Genomic DNA, 24,641 nt, shown 5'->3' with positions numbered 1-24,641 from the left:
GAAAAGCGGAACAAGGAGACCGGATATGGCAATCGTCTTCAAACAGGAAACCTTCCGGAACGATTTCAGCTACCGGAACAGCCCGGAAAACATCCGGCGTTTCCCGTTTCCCTTCGACCGCGACGAATACATGTATTCGGTCAATATGGAGCCGCATGTGCACGGCCGGGCGGGAACGGTCTACGAAAGCCTGATCGATGTCGACGAACACTACGTCGCCGAGATGCACGACCGGGCGCTGGTGCTGAAGGAAGATCCGCTGCGCTACCAGGCGCTGCCGCACATGATGAGCGCGCAATGGGATACGCTCGAACTTTTGATGGAAGAGCAGGCGGCGGGTTATCCCGATCACTTCACGCTGATCCGCAACGGCGACCAGTGGCGCTGGATCAATCGCCCGCTCGGCATCGACGACAGCTTCACCTTCGGCGACGCTTCGACGCTGCCCTATGAGCCGTTCGAATATATTACCCGCCAGGCCCAGGGCGATTTCTGCATCGTCGACCAGCGCGACGGAAATCTGTGGATGGATGCCGGCATGGTGACGACGCAGGCCGACTGGTCGCTCGATTTCGACATCGGCATGAATTTCATGGAATGGCACGGGCCGGTGCCGCTCGCCCATCAGATCGGCGTCTTCGACCGAGCGCTGAAATTCCTCCTGAACCTGCAGCAGGGCAAGCCGACGCGGCGCTTCAACTGGACGATGACGATCAATCCGCGGCTCGACACCAGCCCGGAGAATTATCACAAATGGGGCCCCGACCGCACGACGGTGACATCAGACAATGTCGGCGAGAAAGTGCATCTGCGGGTCGAGCTGCAAAGCCTTTGGCGGCTGCCGCGTTCCAACGCGATCCTCTTCGTCATCCGCTGCTACCTGATGAACATGGAAGAACTCGCCACCGTGCCGAAATGGGCGCGGCGCTTCCCACGCGTGCTGAAGACGCTGCCGCCGGAGCTCATTGACTACAAGGGCCTCACCCGCTTCCGCGAGACCACGATCGACTGGCTTTCCAAATACGACGATGGGGCGCCGACCAGCCCCGGCATCTATCCGGACTGAGGCGCGGGGATGCGCACCAGCCGTGCGTCTTCTCACACGCCCAAACCAAGCAATGACATATAATCAAGAGGGGAATGCTTCATGACAAGAGTAGCCGTCATCGGTGCCGGTCCTTCCGGGTTGGCGCAGCTGCGCGCCTTTCAATCGGCCGCCCAGAAGGGCGCCGAAATCCCGGAGATCGTCTGCTTCGAAAAGCAATCGGACTGGGGCGGGCTCTGGAACTATACCTGGCGTACCGGCCTCGACGAATATGGCGAGCCGGTCCACGGCAGCATGTATCGCTATCTCTGGTCGAACGGCCCGAAGGAATGCCTCGAATTCGCCGACTATTCCTTCGAGGAGCATTTCGGCAAGCCGATCGCCTCTTATCCGCCACGCGCCGTGCTCTGGGACTATATCAAGGGCCGCGTCGAGAAGGCGAATGTCCGCCACTGGGTGCGCTTCAGCACGCCGGTGCGCATGGTCCGCTTCGACGAGGCCACGAAGAAATTCACGGTGACGGCGCACAACCGCGTCGAGGACCGGATGTATGACGAGGAATTCGACTATGTCGTCGTCGCCTCCGGTCATTTCTCGACGCCGAACGTGCCCTATTTCGAGGGTGTCAGGACCTTCAACGGCCGTGTGCTGCACGCCCACGACTTCCGCGACGCACTGGAGTTCAAGGGCAAGGACATCCTGCTCGTCGGTCGCAGCTATTCGGCCGAGGACATCGGTTCGCAATGCTGGAAATATGGCGCAAAATCGGTGACGACGAGCTACCGTTCAAAGCCGATGGGCTTCAACTGGCCAGAGAATTTCGAAGAACGGCCGCTGCTGACCCGGCTCGAAAACCGCACAGCGCATTTTCTCGATGGCTCGAGCAAGGAAGTCGACGCCCTGATCCTTTGCACCGGATACCAGCACCATTTTCCTTTCCTGCCCGACGAACTCCGGCTGAAGACGGCCAACCGTCTATGGGCCGACAGCCTCTACAAGGGCGTGATCTTCGACAAGAATCCGCAACTCTTCTATATCGGCATGCAGGACCAGTTCTACACCTTCAACATGTTCGACGTGCAGGCATGGTGGGCGCGCGACGTCATGATGGGCCGCATCACGCTGCCGCCGGAAGACGAGCTGAAGGCGAATTTCGACATGTGGCGCGCCCGCGAGGAGACGCTCGAAGATGCCGAGCAGATGATCTGGTATCAGGGCGACTATGTGAAGGAACTGCTCGTCGAGACCGACTATCCCTCCTTCGACATCGAGGGCACCAACCGGACCTTCATGGAGTGGGAACATCACAAGGCCCACAATATCATGGGCTTCCGCGACCATGCATACCGTTCGCTGATGACCGGCAACATGTCGCCGACGCATCACACGCCCTGGGTCGAGGCCCTCGATGACTCCATGGAGGAATATCTGCGCAACTGACGGTCGGCTGCTGCATAATTCCTTAAATTCGAATCGGATTGCAGGATAGAATTACTGCAATTCAAAGTGCAGCGTCCTTTGCGGCTCTGGAAAAGACCCGCGGCGCTGCAGGTTCCACGTATCAAGAAGAGAGCCGTTCGTCGCGGCTCCTTCCAGCGTAAAAGTGAAGCGAGTAATCCGATCTCGCAACTCCTCTTCTCGAGCGAGGCCTTCATGGATTTTCAAACGAGCATTCTCGGGCGCATGAGCGGTTTTCTCTATCGCTGCCGCGCCGATGAAAACTACACAATGCTTGAGATGACAGACGGCATCGAGCGCATCTTCGGTTATCCCGCCGACGAAATCATCGGCAACCGTACGCGGACCTTCACCTCGATCATGTACGAGGAAGACGTGCCTCTGATGGACGAGATCGTCGGGCAGGCGCTGGAGAAGCGCACGGACTGGACGATGGAATATCGCATCCGCCACGCCATGGGTCATCTCATCTGGGTAACAGAGACCGGCGGCGGCATCTGGGATCAGAAGGGTGAGCTTCTCTATCTCGAAGGAAGCATCATCAATATCGAATCGCTCTATCAGCGAATCGACGAACAGACCGCCGACATGCGCGTCACCGCTTCGAAGACCAACGAGATCCTGCAGTCGCTTCGCTATCTCAAGCTGCTCGCCGTCAATGCCGGTATTGAGGCCGCGCGCGCCGGCACCGCCGGATCGGGCTTTGCCGTGCTTGCCGCCGAAATGCGGACGCTCGCCAATTCCTCTGAAGAGGCCGCACGTGCCATTTCCGAGGCCCAGCGCAAGGCGCAAGGCTGAGCATTACCCAAGCGCCAGTTGATTTGCGGCTCACGATGAAAGCCGCACGATTAACTGTGCAGGGCATCTTCTAATTGCGATGCATTTACAATGACTTGTTGTGATTTCGGCCGCGAAGAATCTCGTGCAGCTGCAGGTAATGTTAGGGCCACGTTAACCATTTGTTAACCATACCGGCGGTAGACATGGTCAACGATTTCTTCACATAGATGACCAAAGTGCTAACAGACGCTCGCTCTATCCGCATCAAGGGCCGCTCTTTCCTGGCGGTCATGCTGTCCCCAGATCTGCCGATCGATGATTGGCTGAACAGACTGGACGATCTGGCTGCTCGTTCGGCCGGCTTCTTCCTTGGACGGCCTGTCGTGCTCGATTTGACGGACTTGCAAATCGACCGGCCGCAGCTGAAGGACCTCATCGCCGAACTTGCCAAGCGCAATGTCAGCATCATGGGCATCGAAGGCGCCCGGCCGTCTATCCTCGGCGCGGGCATGCCTCCGGCGCTCAAAGGCGGCCGCTCCGCTTCCGATATCGAGGTTCAGTCGAATGAGGCTGCAGATCCGGTGGCCAAGCCGGCAGCGCCCGAGACCCGCCCGGCAACGACAACACAATCCATCGTCATCAGGGAACCGGTGCGCTCGGGGCAGTCGGTGATCTTCCCGGAAGGCGACGTCACCGTCATAGGATCTGTCGCATCGGGCGCCGAGGTCATCGCCGGAGGGTCGGTCCATATCTACGGCGCGTTGCGCGGCCGGGCGATGGCAGGCTCCATCGGCAACGCATCGGCGCGGATCTTTTGCCGCAAGCTCGAAGCCGAGCTGGTGGCGATCGACGGCATCTACAAAATGGCGGAAGACATGGCCCCCAATCTTCGCGGACAGGCTGTTCAGCTCTGGCTCGAAGAGGACGCGATCATGGCGGAAAAACTGATCTGACCCGGCTGCGGCCACGGCAAAGGAGAGAGAAATGGGGAAAGTGATCGTCGTCACGTCAGGTAAGGGCGGGGTCGGAAAGACGACCTCTACCGCCGCTTTGGGAGCGGCGCTGGCGCAACGCAATGAAAAAGTAGTCGTCGTAGATTTCGACGTCGGTTTGCGCAATCTCGACCTCGTGATGGGCGCCGAACGCAGGGTCGTCTACGACCTGATCAATGTCATCCAGGGCGACGCTAAGCTCACGCAGGCCCTGATCCGCGACAAGCGCCTGGAGACGCTGTTCCTGCTGCCGGCTTCTCAAACCCGCGACAAGGACAATCTGACGGCCGAGGGCGTCGAGCGCGTCATCAACGACCTGAAGCGCTACTTCGACTGGATCATCTGCGACAGCCCCGCCGGGATCGAGCGCGGCGCAACGCTTGCCATGCGCCATGCCGACGTTGCCGTCGTCGTCACCAATCCGGAAGTTTCGTCGGTGCGCGATTCCGACCGCATCATCGGCCTGCTGGACGCCAAGACCGCCAAGGCCGAACGCGGCGAGCGGATGGAAAAGCATCTGCTGCTCACCCGTTACGACGCCAACCGTGCCGAACGCGGCGATATGCTGAAGGTCGACGACGTCCTGGAAATCCTGTCCATCCCGCTGCTCGGCATCGTGCCTGAGAGCATGGATGTGCTCCGGGCCTCCAATATCGGTGCGCCGGTTACGCTGGCGGAAAGCCGCAGCGCGGCTGCGATGGCTTATTTCGACGCCGCCCGCCGGCTCGCCGGCGAGTCTTTGCCGATCGCGATCCCTGAGGAAAAGCGGAATATCTTCGGCAAGATCTTCGGAAGGAGAGCGGCATGAATATTTTCCGTCTCTTCAACAAGCAGCGCACAGCGCCGGCCGCCCGCGAACGCCTCCAGGTACTCCTCGCCCACGAGCGCTCCTCGGCGGGATCGGACCTCGTCTCCCTGCTGCGTGAGGAAATCCTTGCGGTGATCGCAAAGCATGTCGAACTCGACCACGACAAGGTGCAGGTGACGATCGATCGCAACGAATATGTCTCGACGCTCGAGATCGATGTCGAAATCCCCTTGAACGCAGCCGTACAGGCCGCTTGAGGGCAACATCCAGGAGACGACGACGGAACCGATCGCCGTCTCCTGAACGAAAAACGGGTTACGAGCGCGGCCGTGTCTTCTGCGGATCGTAATGCGAAAGCGGCACGATCGTCGCCGGCAGGCGCTTCTGGTGGCCGTCGAGCTTGCCGATCTCGACCTCGGTGCCCGGGTTTGCATGCATCACGTCGATGCGGGCGAGCGCGATCGTCTTGCCGAGAACAGGCGAGCGCGTGGCGCTGGTGACGACGCCGACCTGGGCGCGGCCGATATGGATGCAGTCGCCATGGCCGACCGCCTCGTTGGCCTTGATGTCGAGGCCGACGAGCAGATGGCGCGGATGTTCCTTGCGCCGGATCAGCGCTTCGCGACCGATGAAATCGTCCTGTTTGGATTTCAGCGGCACGGTAAAGCCGACGCCGGCCTCGAAAGGGTCCGTCTGGTCGGTGAATTCGTGATGGGCAAAGATAAGGCCCGCCTCGATGCGGACCATGTCGAGCGCCTCCAGCCCCATCGGCTTCAGCCCGTGCGGTTGGCCTGCCTCCCAGACGGCGTCGAACACCGTCAACGCATCCTTCGGATGACAGAAGATCTCGTAGCCGAGCTCGCCGGTGTAGCCGGTGCGCGAGACGACGACCGGGGCGCCCTCGAAGCCGCCGATGCGACCGACGGTGAAGCGGAACCATTCGAGCTCGCCGATCGCGGGCTGGCGCGGCGCCGTCCAGATGATCTCCTTCAGGATGTCGCGGCTCTTGGGGCCTTGCAGCGCGATATTGTGCAGTTGATCGGTCGATGAGCGGACCCAGGCCTTGAAGCCCTTCTTCTCGGCCTGTTGACGCAGCCATATGCCGCTGAAATCATCGCCGCCAATCCAGCGGAAGTTCTTGTCGCCGAGCCTGAAGAGCGTGCCGTCATCGATCATTCCGCCATTTTCGTAGCACATCGCGGAATAGACGACCTGGCCGGTCGAGAGTTTACGCACGTCGCGCGTCAGGCAATATTGCAGCAGTTCCTCGGCATCCGGACCCGTCACTTCGAACTTCCGCAGCGGCGAGAGATCGATCACGGCGGCGCGCTCGCGGCAGGCCCAGTACTCCTCGACCGGACCTTCGGACGAGAAGCGGTTCGGCAGCCAGTAGCCGCGATATTCCGTATAATCTCGCGTCAACGCCGAAAGGCGGGGATGGAAGGCGGTTTCGCGCGTCAGTTCGGCTTCTGCATCTGGTGTCATGCGATAGGCTACCGCTCGTGAGAATTTCTCTTTTCCGGAAAAGGTGCGGACGTGGATATCCGTCGGATCCCAGCCGTTCGCCGCATCGATATCGTCAGGGCAAGACGATGAGACGCAGACGAGATCGGTCAGCGCCCGCATCAGCACGTAATCGCCGGGACGCGACCAGGGCTCGTCGAGATAGAGCTGGTTGTTGTGGTCGATATTGGTGTTGTAGAAATAATTCAGCGCTTCCCAGCCCTTGCGCCCGGCAATGCCGTAAGGCGCCAGCGCCGCATTGAAATTGTCCGTGCAGTTGACATGACCGGGATAACCCATGTCGTCGTAATAGCGCGAATTACAGGCGGTCGCGAAAGCGTCGTGGCGGCCGACCGTATCCTGGACGATCTCGACCAGCGGCTCGAAGTCGCGGTCGAAGGCCTTGGACGGCAGGCCGGGCGTGGGATAGCTGCGACCGAGCAGCGTGCGGGTGACGGTCGAATCGAGCGCGAGATCGAGACCCTTGTCGACCTTGCGGGCGGCAAAGGCCTGGAAATCGGTGCACTGGCGCCCATAGACGTCGATGATCTGAATGAATTCGCCGGCGCGTACGAAATAGGCGGCGGCACTCGCCGCCCGAATGCGGATATCCTCGATCGGATCGGCGACCGGCTCCGGCAGGGCCGAAGCGTAATCGCGGATGAGGAGGCTGCGCTTGATCCTGATCTCGATCGGCGTCGCCGTATCCTGCGCCTCAGGCGACATGGCGCCGGCGGGTGCCGCGACGATCAGCAGGCCCTTCATGGCGATCGTGAACTCTGCCCGGCTGCCCGGGCTCGACCCCGCCCCGAAGATACTCAGCGCTCCGGCCGCCGCAAGATCGGCGCCGCGCCGCTGAAGCGCCACGCGCATGCGGGCCGCACTCTCATCGTCCATCTGAAGAATGGTCTTCAAACCCTCGGCCGAATTGGTGAATGCCGTTCCGAGACCGGCTGCCTGGAAGCGACCTTTTTCGTCAAGGAAGGAGAGTTCGCAAATCTGCCCGCCTTCGCTGTCGATGACGCTCACGCGGTCGCCCGCCTCGACGCGCACGACGACCGACCCGCCGCCCTTTGCCCGGTAGCGTTCAGTGCCCTCAGGCAGGGCTGGAATACCGGGATAATGGACGAGGCTCGGAACGACCGTACGCAGGCTCGGCATGGCAGGATGAAGTTCTCGCATTCTACCCTCATGGGGGATCTGCACGCCCTTCGGCACACACCCATACAGGTTACAAAATGCCTGGGGAAAGTAAAGTCATGTTGACTAAAAAGAAAATATCTTCACTATGCATAAAGAGTTCAGACTCGGAGAATCCGTCGGGAGCGCGGATCGCCAAAATCATCCGAGCGGGCTTGAGACTGTCAGGGAGACACGTTCAGGGAGACGTACAGAGATACGTCCGGAACAATCGAATGGGGAATTTCACCGATGACAGATGTTGTGGAGGCCGGAATTGCATCCGGCACCGAAGGTAAGCTTATACGCGCGCTCGACTGGAAGGGCGCATTCTGGGTGGCCGCGGGCGTGCCGCCTCTCGTTCTTTTCTCCATTGGCGGCATCGCAGGCACGACGGGCAAACTCGCCTTCGTCGTCTGGATCATCTCGATGGTGATGGGTTTCCTGCAATCCTTCACCTATGCAGAGATCGCCGGCATGTTCGGCAATAAATCCGGCGGGGCCTCCGTCTACGGTGCCACCGCCTGGCTGCGCTATTCGAAATTCATCGCGCCGCTGTCGGTCTGGTGCAACTGGTTTGCATGGTCGCCGGTGCTTTCGCTCGGCTGCGCCATCGCCGCCGGCTATATCCTCAATGCATTCTTCCCGATTCCGGCAGCGGATCTCGCAAATGGTCCTCGACTGGATCGCAGCGCATGCCGCTTCCGTTACGGCCGATAGCCCCCGCGTCGCCGAATATATTGCAGCCCATGCCGGCACGACGCCTGATGATGCCGTCAAGGCGCTGCTCGGCGCCGACGGCGTCGCGGCGCTGACGCCGGCGATCCGCAGCTGGTCTCTCGCAAGCTTCAGCATCCCCTTCCTCGCCACTGCCAACATCAACGCCACCTTCTTCATCGGCGGCATCCTGATGCTGATCATCTTCGCGATCCAGCATCGCGGCATCTCGGAAACGGCAAGCGTGCAGAAATGGCTGGCGATCATCGTGCTGGTCCCGCTGCTGATCATCGGCCTCTACCCGATCATCAGCGGCCAGGTCGTCGCCGCCAACGTCACTGGCCTCGTGCCGCCGACGGCCGCCTATACCGCCTCCGACGGCACCTGGAGCAACGGCGGCTGGACGCTCTTCCTCGGCGGCCTCTATATCGCCGCCTGGTCGACCTACGGCTTTGAGACAGCCGTCTGCTACACCCGGGAACTGAAGAACCCGAAGACCGACACATTCAAGGCGATCTTCTATTCCGGCCTTGCCTGCTGCCTGTTCTTCTTCCTCGTACCCTTCGCTTTCCAGGGCGTTCTCGGCCATGCGGGCATGCTCGCGCCCGGCATCGTCGACGGCACGGGTGTCGCCGAAGCGCTCGGCGGCCTGATCGGCGCCGGCCGGGTCATCACCCAGCTCCTCGTCGTCCTCATGATCATGGCGCTCTTCCTTGCCATCATGACGGCGATGGCCGGCTCCTCGCGCACGCTCTATCAGGGTTCGAAGGACGGCTGGCTGCCGAAATATCTCGACCATGCCAACGAGCACGGCGCCCCGACGCGGGCCATGTGGACCGATTTCGCCTTCAACCTCTTCCTTCTGGCGATCGCCTCGGACACCGGCGGCTATTTCTTTGTGCTGGCCGTCTCGAATGTCGGCTACATCATCTTCAATTTCCTGAACCTCAATTCCGGCTGGATCCACCGGATGGATTCCGGCCATATCGAACGCCCGTGGAAGGCGCCGCGCTGGCTGATCGGCCTCAACACCGTGCTCGCTTTTGTCAACGCGCTCTTCCTCGGCGCCGGCGCCAAGGTCTGGGGTTACTCCAATGCGCTCTGGGTCGGTTTCATCTTCGCAGCCCTCATCCTGCCGGTCTTCGCCTATCGCCACTATGTGCGTGACGGCGGCAAGTTCCCGGCAGGCGCGATGGAGGATCTCGGCCTCATCGGCCAGGATCTCGGCGTCAAGAAAGCCGGCATGCTCCCCTATCTCGCACTTGTCGGCGGCCTGGCAATCGTCCTGATCGCCAACTGGATCTTCCAGCTTCCAGCCTGAAGTGCCTCCCAAGGCCAAAGAGCCGCCATGGAAACATGGCGGCTCTTTGCGTTGTTGGCGAAGATCAGCGGCCACCCTCGATCTTGCGGTGGCGCTGGTTGATGCCGCCCTTGCCATAGGGATAGTCTAGAGGTTGCGGGGCGCTGACCTCGTTGAGCCTCGCCATCTCCTCCTTGGAGAGTTCGACCTTCATCGCGCCGAGATTGTCGGCGAGTTGTTCGGGCGTGCGGGCGCCGAGGATGACCGAGGTCACGGCCGGCTGCGCCGCCGTCCAGGCGAGCGCCACCTGAGCCATGCTGACGCCGCGGATTTTGGCGATTTCCTCGACGGCCGCGATGATCGCCCAGGTCCGTTCCTGCGCATTGCGCGGCGCATAGGATTCACTGCCGCGATTGGGGTTTTCGCCGAGGCGGGTGGCGCCGGTCGGCATCTCGTCGCGCTTGTACTTGCCGGTCAGCCAGCCGCCGCCGAGCGGCGACCAGGGCAGCAGGCCCATGCCGGCATCCTGGCAGGCCGCGACGATTTCAAGCTCGATGTCCCGCGCCAGAAGACTGTATTGCGGCTGCAGCGTCACCGGGCGTGTATAGCCGCACGCCTTGGCGATCTCCGAAGCCTTGGCGATATGCCAGCCGACATAGTTGGAGAAGCCGTAATAGCCGATCTTGCCGGATGAAACCGCATCGTCGAGGAAGCGCAGCGTCTCTTCGATCGGCGTCAGAGCATCCCAGGCATGCATCTGGTAGAGATCGATCTGCTCGAGGCCGAGACGGCGCAACGAATCGTCGAGCGCCTGGCCGAGATGGCGGCGCGACAGGCCGATATCGTTGGGTCCATTGCCCATCGGAAAACGCCCCTTGGTCGCGACGATCGCCTGGCGGGCCTCGGTCGGGCGGGCCTTCAGCCAGCGCCCGATGATCTCTTCCGACTTGCCGGAACTATAGACATCGGCGGTATCGATGAAATTGCCGCCCCAGGCGAAATAATCGTCGAGCAGTTTGTGCGAGGCGGCCTCGTCGGCCTCCGCGCCGAAGGTCATGGTGCCAAGGCAATAAGCGGTGACGACGGTCCCGCTGGGACCGAGCTTGCGATAATCCATTTCTTCCTCCTGATGCGGATACCCGCAGCCGACGCAGAAAGCCGTCGGGGTAGAAGCCGGGGCTCCTGCAATCGATGACAATATCGTGCTTGAGGCGGCCGCTTGCCGCCGGATGACGTATGGCGCTCTGTGCTCTCAGCACAGGGGCCGAGAGGGAAGATAGCCAATCCGGCCCGCGCGACAAGTGAGAAAAAAATATTCCTGCCGACCGTCGCAGTCCGCGACGATCACGAAATTTGCGGAAACGATCCGGCGATCAGATCGGCTGCGGCGACGCCGGTCTCATAGGCGCCGTGCGCCGTCGAATAACGCGAGCGCGAGCAGGCTTCGCCCGCAAAGAAGATCCGTCCGTCATGCGGCGCGGCGAGACGGCCGCGCAGATCGGAGGCACCCGGTTCGGCGTAGGAATAGGAGCCACCGATATGAGGTATGGCCGCCCAGGCCGACATCGCCGCCACTGATAATCCTTTTTTGATATCCGCGCCGAAATGCGCCGCCAGTTCATCTCCCGCTAGGGAAAAGGCGGCATCTCTGCCTTCCCGCTCAAGATCATGCGCGAGGTCGCCGGCAAAATAGGCCTCGACGACAGGTGCGCTGAACGGCCGGAGCTGATAGGTGCCGGTCGCACCGCGGCTGGTGGAGCCGAGCATATGCGTATCCGCCGGCAACGCCTCCGGATGCGCGAGCCTCAGGAAGAGCTTGTCGGCAAGCCCGAGCGGCAAACGGGCGGCCGCCTCGGCCTTCTCGGGCAGGGGAGGGTCGAAGGTAATCTTCTCTAAAGCAAGCACGTTCGTCGATACGGTGACGAGCACGGCGCGGGCGCTGAGCGTCCCCTGGTTTGTCTCGATGTCGATACGGCCGGCACGGCGATGGTCGATGCGCCGGACTTCGGCGCCGAGCCTTGCCGGAACCGGCTTGCCGTAAAGGGAGACCAGTGTTCCGTAGCCCTCGCGCACCCGCCAATCCGGACCGGGGCCGGGATCATATCTCTTATAGTCGACGACCGAAGAGCGTTCCAGTTCGGCGCCGGTGATGTAAGTACCGATCGCCCGGATCTGACCGTTCCAGGGATTGCCCGGCTCCAGCATCCCGGCCATGTCGATGTCGCCGCCCTCGTGGCTTTCGAGCCGTTCGAAATAGGCGCCGATCGCCTCCTGCGCGGCATGGACATCCGCCTCATCCCGCTTAATCTGACGCCCGCCGTTCCAAGGTGCTGGCGTACGGTCGACCGTCAGCCCGACGTCTCCGGCGATATCAGTCCAGGCATTGGTCCGCGCGCCATGCAGCCAACCGCAGCCGAGATCGAGCGCGACATCGACAGTTCCCGCCAGCCCGACCGTCCAGGCCCTGCCACCGAGGCGATCGCCGGCTTCAAGCAGGAGGATGGAAAGATCCGGACGAAGCGTCTGCAGGCCGCGGGCGGCGGCAATGCCGGCAGCACCGGCGCCGATGATAACGACATCCTTATCGACGACCTTTCCGGTATCACCTGACATGCATTCTCCTTCGTCCGCCCATTCGCTTGGCACGGGATGCTATGCTGAAGCCATCTCCTTCTGCCAGGCGGAAAGCCTGTCCTTCAAATCCGGAACGAACCGTTGAATGCTATCGTCCGGCACGCTGAATTCCTCGATCTGCCGGAACATCGCCCAGCGCTGTTCGGCATCGGCCGGGAGTTGCGGTCCGCGCGCATTGGATCCGTTGACCTTCGCGGAAAACTCCTCACGCGAGCGCGTGTAATAATGATTGAACCGCACGGTATCGGCCTTGAGCTTCAAGGGATCTTCCCTTGGGAAACGCGGCAGCGGGTCGCCATCCTCGTTCACGCCAATCTTGTTCGTGCCCTTGAGGTTGAACCAGTGTACGCTCTCGATCGATCTGATCTGAGCCGGCTGAACGATCGACTTGACGTTCAGAAGCTTCGGATGTTCGCGCTGGAGGTCCATGGGAACCGCCTGCCGGTAATTCTCCGTAACCAACCCCTCGGGCCTGACGGCGTGGCCGCTCGTTCCAAAATTGACCCCAGTGACGCAGATCGCCTGCTGCTGCTCTCGCGCCTGCAAAAGCTCGGTCAATGAAGCGGCATGCACCGGAAACATGAATTCATCGAGATCAAAGAAGGCCATCCATCGGCTGCCCGCCCCAAAATTGCTGACGGCATGGGCATAGGCCATATTCTGTGTGTTCGCCCAAACGCTGAAGGGACGCCAAGGTACCACGGTCACGATACCTGCCTTCTCATAGGCTCTCAGCACCGATAGGGACTGATCCGTCGATCCGTTGTCATAAATATAAAAATGCGAAATGCCGACCAGCAGATGAAACTGAATCCACTCGTCGAGATAGGCGCCCTCGTTCTTTGCGATGGCAACACAGGTCAAATAATGATCGGGCTGCGTTGCCGCCGCGGATTGCGGGACAACGATCGGCTCCCTGACGAGAATTTTTTCGTTACGGGCCTGCCGGCGTTTTCTCAGCGCGGCCTTAAACCCGTGCCATACATGCATTTTTCTCTCCTGACAGGCGGGCCACGCGCGGAGCATCGAGCCTGAAATCAAACAGCTAAGCTCCATATCCGTTAAACGCAAGAGGTGCGCGACTTGCCGTTCCGCATTGACAGCCACGCCGGTCAGCAGGCCGCCTGCATTGGAAAAACAAGCGGTGAACTAACCACCTGTCAGGGTCGGCTGCGATGGATTCGACCGCCTCTCCGTGACATATAGATCCGATGAGCGTGCACAGAGATTCGCAACTCGATATGTTTGCCAAGGCATCGCCCGCGAGCGCCAAGACGCATGCTCCCTCGCGCCGGCGACCGTCGCAGCCGGCCGCACGCTCCGATGAAGAGATGGCGCGGACGCTCGAAGAGAGCGGCAACTATCGTATCCTCAGAAGATTGGCGCCCCGGCCGATTGCGGCAGTCCGACGGCCTGGATTTTCGCAGATCGGCGTCATTCTCGATACGGAGACGACAGGCCTCAGCCATCGGAGCGACGAAATCATCGAAATCGGCGCCGTCGCTTTCACGTTCAGCGATGACGGCGCAATCGGCGATGTCGTCGGCATCTATGGCGGCCTGCAACAGCCGTCCCGGCCGATCCCGCCCGAGATCACCCGACTGACGGGAATTACCGACGAGATGGTCGAGGGACAGATCATCGACATCCGGGCACTGAACGCCTTGATCGAACCGGCTAGTCTGATCATTGCCCACAATGCCGGTTTCGACCGGCCATTCTGCGAGGCATTCTCGAAAATCTTCGCCGGCAAGGCCTGGGCCTGCTCGGTTTCGGAGATCGACTGGGGCTCGCGCGGCTTCGAGGGCACCAAGCTCGGCTATCTCGTCGGTCAGGCCGGCTATTTTCATGAGGGCCATCGCGCCATCGACGATTGCCATGCGCTGCTTGAAATCCTCGACCGAGAGCAGCGCGACGGCGAAAGCCCGTTCGCGGAACTCTACCGCGCCAGTCAGCGCTCCCGCATCCGCATCTTCGCGGAACACAGCCCATTCGAGATGAAGGACCATCTGAAGGCGAGGGGCTATCGCTGGTCGGATGGAAGCGACGGCCGCCTGAAGTCCTGGTGGATCGAAATCGGCGAGGAGGATCTCGGCGATGAGCTTTCCTATCTGCGCGCGGAAATCTACCGGTGGAAAGAGGCCGATCCGCCGATTGTGCGGCTGACGGCCTTCGACCGGTTCAAAGCTTGAATCCTTCTTCTTTTATAAGGATCTATGCATGCGCTGCATAGGTGCACTGACGCATTGGCGCTGCAACAATCGCGAGTCCCGTATTATATGAAGCTCATCGAAGCGAACGAAGCGCCACGGACTGGCAGCTAAGCTTCGAAAGCCCACGGAAAGGGGATCATTATGAACGTAGCACGCTCTTTTAACAACTGGCGCAAGTATCGTCAGACGGTCGCTGAACTGGGCCGTATGTCCTCTCGCGAACTGGACGATCTCGGCATCGGCCGCGGCGATATCCACGCTATCGCCCGCGCGGCCATCGCCCGCTAACGGCCATACAGACCAGCCATCTCAGATGATTTTGCCGGCGCCTGCTTCCTCCCAAGCGGGCGCTTTGCTTTTGGGCTAGCGGCCGCTGCATCGCCATCGCAGAGCCCTCAGCTTTTCGCATAACGCATAGCTGCCCTGCAAAGAAATGCCTATCAACTGAGCAGGAAATAAGTATGATTATTTCAATCGAAGCGATGCACCTCCTCCCGCATCCCTTCGAGCATGCAGGCGCCCATCCTCCTCCCAGGGCCGCTTGCGGGAACGACAGCACTCCTCCTCCCAGCTGTCGTTCGGTTTTATCGAAAGCCTGCCGCACCTCCTCCCGCGGCAGGCTTTTTTTCGTTTTGGCCAATGAAAAGCTAGGCGCACCGAGAGTGGCCCGCGATTATCGCTTGGCTGTGAATACCCTCACAATCTCTCCATTTCTCCCGATCCGCCTCCGCGCTTCAACGGCCTCGCGTTCCCTCAAAGCGGACACCGGATAAAGCTGTTGACACCCAACTTGTCGTACAACTATGTAACTGGTCGGATACCACCGCAGCGGAGGATGGCCGCCGAGACCGGCTTCCGCGATAGCGTCAATGCTTGATGACAACGAAGCTGAAGGAAAATTGACATGCAGATCGACGTGAGGCACGCCTCCCACCCCGAGGCCGTGCGTGCTTTCGACACGGAGACGCTGCGGCGTCACTTTCTGGTGGAAACCATCTTCGAAGGCGGCAATATCCGGCTCACCTACTCCCATTACGATCGCATGGTCATTGGCGGAGCAATGCCGCTCGGCGCTGGGCTGACGCTGACGGCGCCGACGGCGATCGGGCAGGAAACCTTCCTTGCCGAGCGTGAACTCGGCGCGCTGAACATCGGCGGTGCCGGACGCATCGTCGTCGACGGCGCGAGCTACGATCTTGCCAAATATGATTGCCTCTATGTCGGCAAGGGTGCGCGCGACATCCGCTTCGAAAGCAGCGACGCCGCCGATCCGGCGAAATTCTACCTCGTCTCGACCCCGGCGCATGCCACGCATCCCACAGTGCTGCTCGCCCGCGACAAGGCAAGGCATCTGAGCCCCGGCGACCCTGCAACCTCCAACAAGCGCTCGATCTACCAGTATCTCCATCCGGAGATCTGCCAGTCCTGCCAGCTGACCATGGGCCTGACCATGCTTGAGACCGGCAGCGTCTGGAACACCATGCCGGCCCACACGCACGACCGGCGCATGGAGGCCTATCTCTATTTCGATCTCGAGGCCGACCAGCGCGTCTTCCACTTCATGGGCGAGCCGCAGCAGACCCGTCATATGGTCGTGGCCAGCGAGCAGGCGGTCATCTCGCCGCCGTGGTCGATCCATTCCGGCGCCGGCACCCGCAACTACAGCTTCATCTGGGCGATGGCCGGCGACAATAAGAGCTTTACCGACATGGATCACATCGCCGTTGCGGATCTGAGGTAAGCGCCGTGGCCAATCCCTTCGACCTTTCCGGCAGGACTGCCGTCGTCACCGGCGCCAACACTGGTATCGGCCAGGCCATATCAGCCGCGCTGGCGGAGGCCGGTGCGGCGATCGTCGCCGTCGGGCGTTCCTCGATGGACGAAACCGAAGCGCTGGTGAAGCAGGCGGGAAGCCGCTTTCATGTCATCAAGGCCGATCTTTCCACCATCGAACCGGTCAAGGGGATCGTCGATGAGACGATCCGCACCTTCGGCGGCCTGGATATCCTCGTCAACAATGCCGGCATCATCCGCCGCGCCGATGCGCTCGACTTCACCGAAGAAGACTGGGACGCCGTGATCGACGTCAACCTGAAGACCGCCTTCTTCCTGTCGCAGGCGGCCGGCCGTCACATGGTCGAGAAGGGCAGGGGCAAGATCATCAACATCGCCTCGCTGCTCTCCTTCCAGGGCGGCATCCGCATTCCGTCCTACACTGCCTCGAAAAGCGGGCTTGCCGGACTGACCAAGCTGCTCGCCTGCGAATGGGCCGGCAAGGGCGTCAACGTCAACGCCATCGCGCCCGGTTATTTCGTCACCAACAACACCACGGCGCTGCGCGAGGACCCGGACCGCAATGCCGCCATCCTTGCCCGCATTCCAGCCGGGCGCTGGGGAAAGCCGGCCGAACTCGGCGGTGCCGCCGTGTTCCTGGCGTCGTCGGCATCCGACTACGTGCACGGAACTGTACTGCCTGTCGACGGCGGCTGGCTGGCGCGATGATCCTTCCCGGTCGGCTGACCGGGCACGGAGCCGTTGTGGCTTACGCCGCTTTTGCCTTTCCCGCCGGCATGCGCTAGCAACAGGAGAACAGCCGGCGCAGCCGCATCGACACGCAGGACTTTGGGGATGACGGACAGGGACAAGGCGGTCTTCAACACCATTCGACAGCCGGCGAACCTGCGCAGCGGTCTGGCAGATACGTTGACGGCACAGATCGAGTCCGGCGACCTGCAGCCGGGCCAGCGCCTGCCAACCGAACAGGCGATCATGGCGGCGAGCGGGGTCAGCCGGACGATCGTGCGCGAGGCGCTCGCCACGCTGCGGGCGAAGGGGCTGATCACCACCCGCCAGGGCCTGGGGGCGTTCGTCTCGAACGACCCGAAGCCGAGATCCTTCTCCATCATTCCGAACGACCTGCAGTCGATCGACGAGGTTCTGCGCGTGCTGGAGCTGCGCATGGGCATCGAATACGAAGCCGCCGGCCTTGCCGCTTTGCGGCGCACGCAGGAAGACTTAGACCGGATGCAGGATCGCCTCGACGCCCTCGACAAGGCGCTCGAAGACGGCGGATATGGTGCGCAGGAGGACTACGCTTTTCACCGGTCCATTCTGGTCGCGACGCAGAATTCCTACTATGGCCGCCTCTTCGATACCTTTGGTAACATCATGGTGCCGCGACAATGGGCGCGCCTGGACAAGATGACATCAGCCGAGCGCAAGCGTCATGCGGCGCGCATGCGCAGGGAACACCACGCCATATTCGCAGCGATCCGCGATGGCAACGAGTCCGCCGCGCGCCGCGCCATCCGAACCCACCTGTCGAAGAGCACCGCGCGCTTTGAAGAGCTGCGCGACGCCAGCGCCTCGTCCTGAACCTCTCCTTATCGCTTCATCATCCGCCGCCAGGCGGCATGATCCGTTTGCAGATCGATAGCGGCATGAGCTTCGGGAAGAAGCGGTATGTGCCTGCGCCGGCCGAAGCGCCGTTTGAACCCGAGGATATTTTCGACGAAGCTTCGGGTATAGAGCCCTGGGCCGCTCGAATAGATGCGCCATCCACCATCGACGGCGATCTTGCCCGCCTTGACGCGCTCCCATTTCGCCGCCGCCTGATAGCGGTCATGGAAAGCGGCATCGCTGCTGCTGAAATAGGTATTGCGCTGGCGCAGCGAGGCATGCGGCAAGGACGTCGTGACGGCAATCGGATTGACGATCGCAATTGCCTTCCAGAGTTCGCCCGCCTCAGCTTCCAGCGCGAGGGTCTCGCAGTAGCGCAGATGCGCATGCACATACATCAGCCCAATCTCACGGCCAACGAAAGAGGAAGATTCAGCCCGGCGAAACAGCGTCTCAGGCCCGCCGGCATAGGTCGCCGGCTTCTCCATCAGCCGCACGCCGTCGGGGAACAGCAGGTGCTCTTCGATCAGCTTCATATGATCCCGCCTCTGGGCCGGCGTGAAGAGCTTGCCGAGCATCGCCTGCGTCATCGAGATCAGCGAGAAGTGCAGGCCCGTGCGCCGGTCGCTCGGATGCAGCAGCAATTCGACGCCGTCATGCTCGGGATCGAAGATGCCGTAGCCGGCGACAACACCGTCACGGATGAGATGGCGGTTGAAATCCCGACGCATCGCCGTGGCGATCTTCCTGAGCGCCTTGCCCTTTTTATCGTGGCCGAGGCGGCGCAGGATGGCGGAATAGCGCACGACTTGCTCGTAAAGCAGGGCAACGGTCCAGCTGCTCACCATCCAGTCGCGCAGGTGCGGATCGGCCGGCTGCAGGGAATCGTTCCAGTCTCCCTCGCCGTAGCGGATCAGATGCGTTCCCGGAATGAACTGTTGGCGAACGGTATCGAGCAGCTTCTCGACATGGATGGCGATGCTGTCGGTCTCGGGCGCCTTCTGCATGGTCTTTTCATCGCGCCAGGAGACCTTCTCGTCCAGAATGGCGAGATCGCCGGTCGCCTCGATATAATCGCAGAGCGCCTTCAGCGGCCAGACCACGATGTCGCCGTGGCTGTCGCCGGCCCGGATGTTGGAATAGGGCTCCAGCATGAACCATTGCGGCCAATCGCCTTTTTCCAGGTACTGTTCGCTGAAGATGGTCTTCAGCACCTCCTTGGCCTCGCGATCATGCTCGTAGGCGAGCATGAATTCGATCGGGCCCTGACAGGCATCGCGTGTGCCCCAGGCCGCACCCGTATATTGCTCGAGCCCGTGCGGCACGCTCAGGTGCACGATGGCGTCATGCGCGAGCCACGGCAGGAGGGTCGCCTGTGCGGCAAGATCGGGCGACGTGCTGCTGTCGATCGTCATGCCGCGTACGGTGTTTCGCCAGAATTTCGATGCCGGAGCCAGCATGGCCTCAACGGTGACGCCGGCCTCATAGCGTTGCGCCAGGCGCTCGGCCTCCGCCGCATCGGTCATCGAGCCGACGACCGCGAAGGAGAGAGCCTGCGTCGGCCGGGATCGAAACGCCACGTAGGCACCGTTGCGGGAAACGCCGTTTGTGTAGAGCAGTTCGTCGCCGCCGATTTCCTCGATTATATCGGGGGTCGAACTCACCAACCAGTAGCTGGCATCGGGATAACGCTCGCCCCATAGCCAGGCCGGGTCAGGCAGGAAGCGGATGCGCTTGCCTGACGTATCGAACTCGATCCGGCCGCCCGCATCATATTCGCGCTCGCCAAGGATGACATGGCCGAACACCAGGAAGCGGCAAGGCTTGCCCTCGACCTCGACGGTCCATTGCATCGCCGCATCCTCGCCGGAAGCGGCGGCTGCAACGGTGATTGTGCGATCGGCGCAACGATAGATCCAGCGGCAATCGCTGAGCCCCATTTCGAAGGCCGACGGCACCGCCAGAAGCTGCCAGCCTGCGCCGAGATCGGCCATGATGCGCAGCCCGCAGGCGCGCATCAGATTGTAGGGGTCGCGGGATACGGAAAAGAGCTTGTGAAAGGAGGTATTGCCGATCGTCAGCTGCGCGGCGAAAATGCCCTGCATCCAGCAGGTCGCGGCAAGCGTGGAATCATCGAGCAGCATGTTCTGGCCGCTGCGCACGATCGCTCCGTGGCGGCGCGCCACCAGGAGCTCCTTTTCGCTGAGAACGATGTGGCGGTTTAACGCACCATCCGGCACGAAAAAGGAAAGAAGCTTTCCGCCGGCGCGTTCTTCCAGGCTCCGTTCCGGATAAAGCCGGGCGATCGCCTTTTTATCGAACGGCTCGGCCGCGAGCAGGGCGGCATCCTGCAGCAGGCTGCGAACCGGTGCAGCTTCATCGACATCGCCACCGGCACCTTCCGTGGTCGCAAGCCCATCAAGCCGCGAAAGGTCGGCATCGTTCGACGCTTCGGGATGATCGGCGACGAACAGCGCAAAGAAGGTCGCGCTCGCGCCGTCTGCCGAAACCGAGAACGTTTTCGATTGAATGGCGGGACATGCCGTCTCCTGCTGCCGCCGTTCGCTCGGCAGGCTGGCACCGAAAGGACCGACCAGCAGGTCGCCGATGCGGTCTTTCGCCTGCACCAGCTGGATCGCATCCGTGGCATAGGCAGCTGCGCCGTCGAGGCAGCCTTGCGCGAGCCAGGGATTACGGCCCCCCGCCTGCTTGAGATTTTGCCGGTTCATCACGACAGCACCGAATGTCTTATGATCGGCGATGTGGTGATCGACATATTGCGAGGCATAGGCTTCGCTGTTCATCAGGAAGCCGCGGTCGCCGATGCCGACATCCTGGACCAGCACCAAGTCGGCCGGAAGCGCCCCCTTCTTCAGATGCCGGATCGAGGCGCGCCAGAACCACGCCGTTTCGGAAGGATGAAGCTCGAGGCGGACGTTATAGCCGATATCGCCTGTTTTGCCGCTCCAGGAGAAGCTCGTTGCATCCCGCCCGAAGCTGCCATTGGCGCGCGGGCCGACGATCTCGACGACCTCAGGCGCAGCACCGCCGATGCGCAGATAAAGGCGGCCAATGCCGCCAAAGAGGGGCGAGCCCTGGATCTGATTGATCTGTACCGATCCCTTGTCGTCGGCATATTCGATGGCAAACAGCGTGCCGTTCGGCAAGGCCGAAATCGACAGGCCGGAACCGTTGCTGATCGTGAACAAGCCAAGCTCTTCACGTCGGGGCATTTGCAAACTGCGCTTCAGGTCCAGGGCCATTGAAATCTCGTCGATTGGCTTCAAGGGGAATTGGAGGATGACGCAAAAAGATTGAGAGAAATCCTACCGGCGATCGGCAATCTGTCACAGGTGACGAACTCAAATTAGAACGTACCAAACACTGCTCTAAAGCGAAACTGATTCAACCAAAGCGAAGCGGAAAGCAAAATATATCACTTTGATTTCCCTCATTAGAATTTTAGGTGGAATTTCCGCCTGAGAAGGCCAGGGATCGCAGGGCGACCAGTCAACGGGCGGCTGACCATCAGCACCTAAGGCCAGGCTAGTCTCGCAACCTGAACATCGCCGTGAAATCGGTCCCGGGGCCTGAATAACTACCGCCATTTCTCGATGAGAAGTCCCGACCGTCCTTGAACGGGATCGGTATCGGGCAGGAGTACTGACGAGATTTTCGTCAGCATTTCGCTTGAAGCAGCCGAAGTCTGAATGTCTGCATGCTGTCCCTTGGGATATGCGCCGATTACCTGAAAGTCCGACGTGCAGCCGAGATTTTGGTGCCCGGTCCCGGCAGGAAGTACCAAGCAGTCTCCCGCTGCCACCTGCAGCGGTTGACCGCCGGGGCCGCCGATCAAGAGTGTGGCGCTACCACGCGCAATTCCCAGCACTTCATGGGCACCGGAGTGGTAATGCTGATAGTCGAAGACACCATTTGTCCAGATACCAGTCCAACCATTTGCCGCGAAGCGACCTTCGAAATCACGAGGTCCACCGTCGGCAAAAACATCCCGGTAAAGCAATACGGGAAGGCGCGGGTTGTTCGGAACCCAGCCGCTCTCTTGGAAAATAATCGTCTCGGTATTCATGCTGAAATCCCCCCGTAGGCAATGATGGCCGCGACACGATAGTCTGCGAGCCACCTGTGCTGGTGAACGAGTTCGATACGTTTCCCATTGAACTCATATCCGATGATGGCTTCACAAGGCTAAACCTTGGCGGCCGCCAGCGGTTCCTTCACACGATGAAGCCTCGCTATGACGGTTGTTTTCAACAAGACGCTTTTTGCTTGGCGAATTGGCGTGACTCTAGGTAAGACCCTCTCATTTGAGAGAGGGCAACATGCGAAAATTATTATCGATTCTGTTCAGCTCAGTCATTGTGGCGGGAACAGCGCACGCTCAAGCGAGAGTCCAGGCCACCCACAGCAACCACTTGATCGAGAGCTATCGCGCGTATATCGGCGATGCTGATCTTTACAATTCAAACGGGGATCGGCTTACCCAGCCGTGGCAGATCATCCGACAAGACCGGGCGAATTTTCATAAGTACCATGTGCGCGATTCTGACGATCAATCAGACTCGTTCTTCGCCGATCCGGCAAATCGCCAAGCTCTGGAGCAGATGCTTCAGAACGGAACGATGACGCGAGAGGCCGCCAATATGATCGTGCGTGGAAACGTATGGATTGACGTTGATATCTACGGTGGCCAAGGAACCGGTCGATGGATCGACGTTTCTGTATCTGATTGATATCTCCGGCAACAGGTAGCCGCTCTATGCCGCCGGCCGCCTGGCGAAGGGCACGGAGAGCAGGGCGCAGCCGGTCAGGACGGCGACGACCATCCAGGCTTCGTTGATGGCCTGAACGCTTGCCGCCGTCTGGACCAGCGGATCGAGCATTGCCGTCGTATCCGCATCGAAGCTGCCGCTATGTCCCGATATGGCCTGGAGAGGCGCACCGACGAATGCCGCGGCCGCGGCGTCGCCGGCCTGGAGACGAGCCCAGAGGTTCTGCCCCAGCGGCTCCGAGCGCGTATAGATGATGGTGTCGATCAGGGCGATGCCGATTGCCCCGCCAAGGTTGCGCATCAGGTTGAAAAGACCGCTGGCATCGGGAATACGATCCGGCGGAAGCGTGCCGAGCGCCAGCCGCGTCGGCGGCAGCAGGCAGAACATGATGGCGACGCCGCGCACGATCTGCGGCCAGAACATCGCATCGTAATCAGAACGGGGATCCTGAAACGCGCTCATTCCGACGCCGATCGCAAACAGGGTAAAACCGGCAGCCGACAGCAGCCGCGCATCCATGCGCTTCTCCAGCGCCACCGCGATCGGCGCGGTAATCAGCTGAGCGATGCCGGTGACCAGCATAGTGACGCCAATCTCAAGGGCGTTATGTCCCCTGATAAAAGCGAGAAAGACCGGCATGAGATAGACCGAGCCGAAAAGGCCTATGCCGAGGACGAAGCTCAAAATTGAGCCGACGAGAAAGTTCCGGTCGCCGAAATTGCCGAGATCGACGATAGGCCGGCGCCGGCGAAGCGTTCGTGCTATGAAGGCGCCTCCCGACGCAAGGCAGGTCGCAAGCAGGCTCAGGACATAGGTCGAGATCCAGCCGCTCGTCGGCGCCTCCTTCAGGCTGAGTTCCAGCGCCGTCAACGCGGCCGCCATCAGCAGCAGCGACAGGGCGTCGAGATGCCGGAGTTCGGTCGGATCGATCGCCTGCCGCGGCAGGAAACGCGCCGCGACAAGGGCCGAGGCAATACCCGGAAGGATATTGATCAGAAACAGCCAGTGCCAGGAGTAGGTCTCGGTCAGCCAGCCGCCGACGATCGGCCCGACGGTCGGCGCAAGCACCGCGAGCACGCCGCCGATCGTCGTCGCCAGCGCCTGCCGCTCGTTGGGAAAGAGGATGAACACGGCTGAAAATACCGAGGGGATCAGGGTCCCTCCGGAAAAACCCTGAAGCACCCGCCAGGCCACCAGTTCCGCAAAGCTGCTGCTGGCCGCGCAGCCGGCGGAGGCAGCAACGAAGAGGCCCACGGCAACCACGAACAGCCACCGCATCGTGAGAAGCCGCGTCAGCAGGCCGGTCAGCGGGATCGCGATAACTTCGGCAATCAGATAGGCCGTCTGTATCCAGCTCATCTGATCGGGATCGATATCGAGCGCCGACTGAATGGTCGGTAGCGACGTCGCCACCACCTGGACGTCGAGGATCGCCATGAACATGCCGACGCACATGGCCAGAAAGCCGAGCCAGACAATGGCGGGCGCTTCGTGACGTCGGGCAGGCTCCGTTCGTTCCAGCATACGATGATCCCGCGAGCGCGGCATTTCCGCCCCGATGCGAATATTCAAGATCGATCGGCTGCCCGAGGGGAAGGGCAGGCCGCGACCTCGTCGATGCCGACACCATAATTCGGATGAGGACGGCAGCGATAGGGTCTGCCGACACAAATCCATCACCAACGCGACCGAGCCCGACCGGGGAGGCCAGCTTCAGCCTTTCCGCGAATGGTCCGGGCGTTCTAAGCGCCCAGGTCCGTTTGCGTTGCCTGGTACGATTAGCCGCGGAAGAGCGACAAGGGGCGCAGCAGAAATTTGCGATC

The 24,641-nt window shown here is 61.2% G+C and carries 19 protein-coding genes and 1 pseudogene; 13 read left to right on the top strand and 7 right to left on the bottom strand.

Features of this window, described 5'->3' with window-relative positions:
* Positions 1–25: 25 nt before the first annotated feature.
* The 6 genes from NE852_RS25350 to minE all read left to right on the top strand — a co-directional run bounded on the left by NE852_RS25350 (position 26) and on the right by minE (position 5,340).
* Positions 26–1,066, top strand: coding sequence for a DUF3445 domain-containing protein (locus tag NE852_RS25350; RefSeq protein WP_008531368.1), 1,041 nt, complete (start codon positions 26–28; stop codon positions 1,064–1,066).
* 81 nt (positions 1,067–1,147) lie between these two features.
* Positions 1,148–2,485 (top strand): NAD(P)-binding domain-containing protein, encoded by a 1,338-nt coding sequence (locus tag NE852_RS25345; protein ID WP_008531367.1) that lies wholly within the window; start codon positions 1,148–1,150, stop codon positions 2,483–2,485.
* A gap of 213 nt (positions 2,486–2,698) precedes the next feature.
* Positions 2,699–3,301 carry a PAS domain-containing protein gene (locus tag NE852_RS25340; protein WP_008531366.1) on the top strand — a complete coding sequence of 201 codons (603 nt, stop codon included), beginning with the start codon at positions 2,699–2,701 and terminating at the stop codon, positions 3,299–3,301.
* Between the two features lie 209 nt (positions 3,302–3,510).
* A complete protein-coding gene (gene minC, locus NE852_RS25335) occupies positions 3,511–4,236 on the top strand; it encodes a septum site-determining protein MinC (protein WP_258156759.1) in 726 nt (241 codons plus the stop codon).
* Between the two features lie 31 nt (positions 4,237–4,267).
* The gene (gene minD / locus NE852_RS25330) at positions 4,268–5,083 is read left to right on the top strand and encodes a septum site-determining protein MinD (RefSeq protein ID WP_008531362.1); all 816 of its coding nucleotides are present in this window, start codon (positions 4,268–4,270) and stop codon (positions 5,081–5,083) included.
* Positions 5,080–5,340, top strand: coding sequence for a cell division topological specificity factor MinE (gene minE, locus NE852_RS25325; RefSeq protein WP_008531360.1), 261 nt, complete (start codon positions 5,080–5,082; stop codon positions 5,338–5,340). The genes minD and minE overlap by 4 nt, the downstream gene beginning before the upstream one ends.
* Before the next feature lie 58 nt (positions 5,341–5,398).
* On the opposite strand, the gene NE852_RS25320 is transcribed toward minE, so the two are convergent.
* Positions 5,399–7,768, bottom strand: coding sequence for a DUF1989 domain-containing protein (locus tag NE852_RS25320; protein WP_258156758.1), 2,370 nt, complete (start codon positions 7,766–7,768; stop codon positions 5,399–5,401).
* Between the two features lie 249 nt (positions 7,769–8,017).
* Here NE852_RS25320 and NE852_RS25315 point away from each other — a divergent pair.
* Positions 8,018–9,803 (top strand): annotated as a pseudogene (locus NE852_RS25315) (APC family permease).
* Between the two features lie 64 nt (positions 9,804–9,867).
* On the opposite strand, the gene NE852_RS25310 reads toward NE852_RS25315, so the two are convergent.
* The 3 genes from NE852_RS25310 to NE852_RS25300 all read right to left on the bottom strand — a co-directional run bounded on the left by NE852_RS25310 (position 9,868) and on the right by NE852_RS25300 (position 13,523).
* On the bottom strand, positions 9,868–10,899 hold the full coding sequence (locus NE852_RS25310) for an aldo/keto reductase (protein WP_258156757.1): 1,032 nt from the start codon (positions 10,897–10,899) through the stop codon (positions 9,868–9,870).
* Positions 10,900–11,126: 227 nt separating this feature from the next.
* Positions 11,127–12,395 (bottom strand): NAD(P)/FAD-dependent oxidoreductase, encoded by a 1,269-nt coding sequence (locus NE852_RS25305; protein WP_258156756.1) that lies wholly within the window; start codon positions 12,393–12,395, stop codon positions 11,127–11,129.
* A 39-nt stretch (positions 12,396–12,434) separates the two neighbouring features.
* Positions 12,435–13,523, bottom strand: a complete 1,089-nt coding sequence (locus tag NE852_RS25300) for a glycosyltransferase family 92 protein (protein ID WP_258156755.1) — start codon at positions 13,521–13,523, stop codon at positions 12,435–12,437.
* A gap of 104 nt (positions 13,524–13,627) precedes the next feature.
* On the opposite strand from NE852_RS25300, the gene NE852_RS25295 reads away from it, so the two are divergent.
* From NE852_RS25295 to NE852_RS25275, 5 genes are all read left to right on the top strand, one after another.
* A complete protein-coding gene (locus tag NE852_RS25295; protein ID WP_008531344.1) occupies positions 13,628–14,608 on the top strand; it encodes a 3'-5' exonuclease in 981 nt (326 codons plus the stop codon).
* A gap of 162 nt (positions 14,609–14,770) precedes the next feature.
* The gene (locus NE852_RS25290; RefSeq protein WP_008531343.1) at positions 14,771–14,917 is read left to right on the top strand and encodes a DUF1127 domain-containing protein; all 147 of its coding nucleotides are present in this window, start codon (positions 14,771–14,773) and stop codon (positions 14,915–14,917) included.
* A 616-nt stretch (positions 14,918–15,533) separates the two neighbouring features.
* Positions 15,534–16,370 (top strand): 5-dehydro-4-deoxy-D-glucuronate isomerase, encoded by an 837-nt coding sequence (gene kduI / locus NE852_RS25285; RefSeq protein ID WP_008531341.1) that lies wholly within the window; start codon positions 15,534–15,536, stop codon positions 16,368–16,370.
* A 5-nt stretch (positions 16,371–16,375) separates the two neighbouring features.
* Positions 16,376–17,131, top strand: coding sequence for a 2-dehydro-3-deoxy-D-gluconate 5-dehydrogenase KduD (kduD, locus tag NE852_RS25280; protein WP_008531339.1), 756 nt, complete (start codon positions 16,376–16,378; stop codon positions 17,129–17,131).
* Between the two features lie 126 nt (positions 17,132–17,257).
* Positions 17,258–18,004 carry a FadR/GntR family transcriptional regulator gene (locus tag NE852_RS25275; protein ID WP_008531336.1) on the top strand — a complete coding sequence of 249 codons (747 nt, stop codon included), beginning with the start codon at positions 17,258–17,260 and terminating at the stop codon, positions 18,002–18,004.
* An 8-nt stretch (positions 18,005–18,012) separates the two neighbouring features.
* Here the strand turns inward: NE852_RS25275 and NE852_RS25270 are convergent, their stop codons facing one another.
* Positions 18,013–21,291, bottom strand: a complete 3,279-nt coding sequence (locus tag NE852_RS25270) for a GH36-type glycosyl hydrolase domain-containing protein (RefSeq protein WP_008531333.1) — start codon at positions 21,289–21,291, stop codon at positions 18,013–18,015.
* 335 nt (positions 21,292–21,626) lie between these two features.
* Entirely contained in the window at positions 21,627–22,115 is a 489-nt protein-coding gene (locus NE852_RS25265) for a hypothetical protein (protein WP_008531331.1), read from the bottom strand.
* A gap of 253 nt (positions 22,116–22,368) precedes the next feature.
* Between NE852_RS25265 and NE852_RS25260 the strand changes: the two genes are divergently transcribed.
* Positions 22,369–22,779 (top strand): hypothetical protein, encoded by a 411-nt coding sequence (locus tag NE852_RS25260; RefSeq protein ID WP_008531330.1) that lies wholly within the window; start codon positions 22,369–22,371, stop codon positions 22,777–22,779.
* Between the two features lie 24 nt (positions 22,780–22,803).
* Here the strand turns inward: NE852_RS25260 and NE852_RS25255 are convergent, their stop codons facing one another.
* Positions 22,804–24,342 (bottom strand): DHA2 family efflux MFS transporter permease subunit, encoded by a 1,539-nt coding sequence (locus NE852_RS25255; protein ID WP_008531329.1) that lies wholly within the window; start codon positions 24,340–24,342, stop codon positions 22,804–22,806.
* Positions 24,343–24,641: the final 299 nt, after the last annotated feature.

Origin of the sequence: Rhizobium sp. Pop5 (assembly GCF_024721175.1) — a bacterium.
Classification (GTDB): domain Bacteria; phylum Pseudomonadota; class Alphaproteobacteria; order Rhizobiales; family Rhizobiaceae; genus Rhizobium.
This window is presented reverse-complemented; position numbering and strand designations above follow the sequence as displayed.

Bases quoted from the DNA above. Each gene is read 5' to 3' on its own strand.
- NE852_RS25270 (WP_008531333.1), bottom strand. From the start codon at position 21,291: ATGGCCCTGGACCTGAAGCGCAGTTTGCAAATGCCCCGACGTGAAGAG.
- NE852_RS25295 (WP_008531344.1), top strand. From the start codon at position 13,628: ATGAGCGTGCACAGAGATTCGCAACTCGATATGTTTGCCAAGGCATCG.
- NE852_RS25275 (WP_008531336.1), top strand. From the start codon at position 17,258: ATGACGGACAGGGACAAGGCGGTCTTCAACACCATTCGACAGCCGGCG.
- kduI (WP_008531341.1), top strand. From the start codon at position 15,534: ATGCAGATCGACGTGAGGCACGCCTCCCACCCCGAGGCCGTGCGTGCT.
- NE852_RS25255 (WP_008531329.1), bottom strand. From the start codon at position 24,342: ATGCTGGAACGAACGGAGCCTGCCCGACGTCACGAAGCGCCCGCCATT.
- NE852_RS25260 (WP_008531330.1), top strand. From the start codon at position 22,369: ATGCGAAAATTATTATCGATTCTGTTCAGCTCAGTCATTGTGGCGGGA.
- NE852_RS25265 (WP_008531331.1), bottom strand. From the start codon at position 22,115: ATGAATACCGAGACGATTATTTTCCAAGAGAGCGGCTGGGTTCCGAAC.
- NE852_RS25340 (WP_008531366.1), top strand. From the start codon at position 2,699: ATGGATTTTCAAACGAGCATTCTCGGGCGCATGAGCGGTTTTCTCTAT.
- minD (WP_008531362.1), top strand. From the start codon at position 4,268: ATGGGGAAAGTGATCGTCGTCACGTCAGGTAAGGGCGGGGTCGGAAAG.
- NE852_RS25305 (WP_258156756.1), bottom strand. From the start codon at position 12,395: ATGTCAGGTGATACCGGAAAGGTCGTCGATAAGGATGTCGTTATCATC.
- minE (WP_008531360.1), top strand. From the start codon at position 5,080: ATGAATATTTTCCGTCTCTTCAACAAGCAGCGCACAGCGCCGGCCGCC.
- NE852_RS25345 (WP_008531367.1), top strand. From the start codon at position 1,148: ATGACAAGAGTAGCCGTCATCGGTGCCGGTCCTTCCGGGTTGGCGCAG.
- NE852_RS25320 (WP_258156758.1), bottom strand. From the start codon at position 7,768: ATGCGAGAACTTCATCCTGCCATGCCGAGCCTGCGTACGGTCGTTCCG.
- minC (WP_258156759.1), top strand. From the start codon at position 3,511: ATGACCAAAGTGCTAACAGACGCTCGCTCTATCCGCATCAAGGGCCGC.
- NE852_RS25350 (WP_008531368.1), top strand. From the start codon at position 26: ATGGCAATCGTCTTCAAACAGGAAACCTTCCGGAACGATTTCAGCTAC.
- NE852_RS25310 (WP_258156757.1), bottom strand. From the start codon at position 10,899: ATGGATTATCGCAAGCTCGGTCCCAGCGGGACCGTCGTCACCGCTTAT.
- NE852_RS25290 (WP_008531343.1), top strand. From the start codon at position 14,771: ATGAACGTAGCACGCTCTTTTAACAACTGGCGCAAGTATCGTCAGACG.